General features: G+C 68.6%; 4 protein-coding genes. 3 read left to right on the top strand and 1 reads right to left on the bottom strand.

Translation table 11 applies throughout. The annotated features are described in order from the left end of the window. Positions 1-138 precede the first annotated feature (138 nt). Genes Q0C59_RS18315 through Q0C59_RS18305 form a run of 3 tightly spaced genes read left to right on the top strand, consistent with a single transcriptional unit; the run spans position 139 to position 2,262 of the window. Complete coding sequence (locus tag Q0C59_RS18315) at positions 139-678, top strand: SET domain-containing protein (protein ID WP_371132896.1); 540 nt, start codon at positions 139-141, stop codon at positions 676-678. A 7-nt stretch (positions 679-685) separates the two neighbouring features. Continuing rightward, positions 686-1,489: a biotin--[acetyl-CoA-carboxylase] ligase gene (locus tag Q0C59_RS18310; protein WP_291218247.1), complete on the top strand. Its 804-nt coding sequence runs from the start codon at positions 686-688 to the stop codon at positions 1,487-1,489. Then, complete coding sequence (locus Q0C59_RS18305) at positions 1,483-2,262, top strand: SPOR domain-containing protein (protein ID WP_291218245.1); 780 nt, start codon at positions 1,483-1,485, stop codon at positions 2,260-2,262. Before Q0C59_RS18310 ends, Q0C59_RS18305 begins: the two co-directional genes overlap by 7 nt. Before the next feature lie 7 nt (positions 2,263-2,269). Here the strand turns inward: Q0C59_RS18305 and Q0C59_RS18300 are convergent. Beyond that, a partial coding sequence (locus Q0C59_RS18300; protein WP_291218243.1) for a S8 family serine peptidase occupies positions 2,270-3,274 on the bottom strand: 1,005 nt, incomplete at its 5' end.

Raw genomic sequence — 3,274 nt, 5'->3', positions numbered from 1 at the left:
TCGGCAATGACCAGCGTTTTGGCTGAACCTTCGTTTTTCATCTCTACAATCAACTTTCCACGCGCGTGTACACGCGCACATGGGCACGCGCACACTCGCGCGCACCTGCATGAAACAACCTTACCAAATATTCCGGCCGTGACGAAAAGCCCCAAAAAGTCGACTGCGCCCGCTGAAAAACCAGCCTCGGTCGAGAAGTCCAACGGCGCTGGCCGGCGCATCCAGACGCGCAAGTCCGGCGTGCACGGCAAAGGGGTCTACGCCGTGGTGGACCTGGCCGAGGGCGAAACACTCATTGAATATGTGGGCGAGGTCATCACCTGGGACGAAGCCCTGCGCCGCCACCCGCACGACCCGACCGACCCGAACCACACCTTCTATTTCCACATCGACGAAGAGCACGTGATTGACGCCAAGTTTGGCGGCAACTCGGCGCGCTGGATCAACCACAGCTGCGCACCCAACTGCGAGGCCGAGGTGGACGAGGGCCGCGTGTTCATCCGCGCGCAGCGCAACATCCAGGCCGGCGAAGAGCTGTTCTACGACTACGGCCTGGTGATCGACGAACCCTACACCCCCAAACTCAAGGCCGAGTACCCCTGCTGGTGTGGTGCGAAAAAATGCCGCGGCACGCTGCTCGCACCCAAGCGCGCGGGCAAAGCGTCAAAGCTGGGCTGAGTGGCCCATGGCCGACACCCTGATCCGCCACGCAGAAGCCATCTGGCAGGCCGTCGAGCCGACACTGCCGGGGTTCACGGTGGAGGTGCTGCCCAGCATCGACTCCACCAGCAGCGAACTCATGCGCCGCGCGCGCATCGGCCTGATGGAGCCCGTGTTGCTCGCCGCCGAAGACCAGACGGCCGGGCGCGGGCGCCTGGGCAAGGGCTGGCACAGCAAGCCCGGTCAATCGCTCACGTTTTCGCTGGCCATGCCCTTGGCACCCGCCACCTGGTCGGGCCTGTCGCTGGCGGTGGGCGTGAGCCTGGCGCAGAGCCTGCACCCCGACGTGCGCCTGAAATGGCCCAACGACCTCTGGCTGCACCAACGCAAGATCGGCGGCATCCTGGTGGAAACAGCCAGCACCGGCGAGGCCGGTCAGGGCCAGCGCATGGTGGTGATCGGCGTGGGCATCAACGTGGCGCGGCCCGAGGTGTCGGCGGTGGCCGCGCTGGTGCCCGACGGTGCGGCCGTGACGGCCATGGCGCCGGCCGGTCTGTCTGAAGTGCTGGTGGGCATCACGCCGGGCGAGGTGCTGGAGCGCGTGGCGCCGGCCCTGGTGCGCGACATCCAGGCGTTTGCCTCGCAAGGCTTCGCGGCGTTTGCCCAGCGTTTTGCCCAGTTGGATGCCCTGCATGGCCAGCCGGTGCAGCTCTCGGACGGCACGCGCGGCACGGCCTGCGGCGTGAACGACGACGGTGCCCTGCAGGTGCTCACCGAACGCGGCATGCAGACGGTGACCAGTGCCGAAGTGAGTGTGCGCCCATGCTGAAGTGGGCCATCTGGTTGCTGGTGCTCGGCAACGCGGGCTACTTTGCTTGGTCGCAGGGCTACCTGGACACGCTGGGTCTGAAGCCCGTCGAACAACGCGAACCGCAACGCATGGCGCAGCAGGTGCGCCCAGAGACCTTGCGCCTGCTCAACGGCCCACGGCCCGAGACCGCACCGGTCGTGTCGGCACCTGCGCCGGAAGCACCTGCTGCAGTGGTGGTTGAGCCGCCACTTCCGGCACCCAGCGTGTCCGAACCCGTTGCGCCCGCACCTGCGCCCCCGCCCTCATCCACCGTGGCGGTGGCGGCCGGCAGCGGCCCGCGCGCGTGCTGGCAGGCCGGCGGCTTCACCAACGATCAGGCCGAGCTGCTGCGCGCCGAACTGGCCTTGCTCGGCTTGCCTGCATCGGGCTTCTCGTTCACAGAGGTGCGCAGCGGTGGGCGCTGGATCGTCTACATGGGCCGCTACGACAACCAGCAGCAGGTCGATCGCAAGAAAGACGAGCTGCGCGCGCTGGGCGTGTCTTTCCGCGAGATCAACGCCCCCGGCCTGGCCCCCGGCCTGGCCCTGGGCACCTATTCCTCCGAAGCGGCGGCGCAGCAAGCCCTGCAGAAGGCCGAGCGCGATGGCATCCGCACGGCCAAGGTGGCGCAGGAGCGGGCCGAGAGTCAGAGCGTCACGGTGCGCCTGCCGGCGATCACCGACACCCAGCGCGCCGCCATCGACGGTCTGGGCGAGGCCATGGCGGGCAAGCGCCTGCAGCGCTGCGGCTGAACCCTGCTCAGGTCAGGCGCCGGGTGCGGCGCTGCTGCCAGCAGACGGCGAGCACCCAGGCCCACAGGGCCAAGCCCCAGAACAGGCTGCTGGAGCCGCCCCCGCCACCGCTGGTGGCGGGAAATGCGGCGACCACGGTCACGGTGTCGCTGCCGCTGCGCGCGGTCGGCAAGAAATCGTCGGTGACGGTGAGCCGGAATACATAGGAGGCCTGCGAGTTGGGCAGGCTCACACCGGCCACCGCCGTTTGTGCGTTGGTGATGGCCACGGTGGGGCCGCTGACCTGGGTCCACTGGTGGCTGACGATGTTGCCCGTCAGCGCCACACTGGCAGAGCCGTTGAGCGTGATCGCCGTGCCTGGAGTGACGGTTCCGATGGGGGTGATGACCGCCGCCGGGCCGGTGGCCAGCTGGACCGATGCGGCGGCGTCGAGGAGGCCGGCGCCGCAGGTGGTGGTGGTGCACTCGCACAAACCGCTGGTGGGCAGGGTGCATTGGCCAAAGGCGACATCGATGTGGCCGCGGGCGGCGGCGGCCTGCTTCATGCGTTCAATCAGCGCGGTGGGTGTCAGCGCGCTGTTGACGGACAGCATGAGGCTGGCCACGCCCACGGCCTGGGGCACGGCAAAGCTGGTGCCCTGCTTGTAGCCGTATCCATTGACACCCGGCACGGTTGTCCCGGCATTGTCGGTGGAGAGCAGCAGGTTCACGTCGCCCGCTTCGTCGGAGCCACCCGGCGCAGAGAGCGCCACCTGCGGACCGAAGCTGGAGTAGTCGGCCTTGGCGCCGTCCTTGCGCACAGCCGCCACCGTCATGACGCGCTGGCAGTCGGCGGGCCGCTTGAGCGCACCGCTGCCGTTGCCCGCAGCCACCACCACCAGCGCACCGGCGTCGGTCGCGGCGTTGATGGCGTCCTGGTAAGCCGCGCTGCAAGGCGCGTCGCCGCCGAAGCTCAGGTTGATCACGCGCGCCGGGTTGTTGTTGGTCGGCACACCCGCCACCGGCAGGCCTGC

Origin of the sequence: Hydrogenophaga sp. (assembly GCF_022844385.1) — a bacterium.
Lineage (GTDB): Bacteria > Pseudomonadota > Gammaproteobacteria > Burkholderiales > Burkholderiaceae_C > Hydrogenophaga.
The sequence above is the reverse complement of the archived record's forward strand: the minus strand, read 5'-3'. Positions and strand labels throughout refer to the sequence as shown.

Excerpts from the sequence above, each read along its gene's own strand:
- Q0C59_RS18310 (WP_291218247.1), top strand. The coding sequence starts at position 686 with ATGGCCGACACCCTGATCCGCCACGCAGAAGCCATCTGGCAGGCCGTC.
- Q0C59_RS18305 (WP_291218245.1), top strand. The coding sequence starts at position 1,483 with ATGCTGAAGTGGGCCATCTGGTTGCTGGTGCTCGGCAACGCGGGCTAC.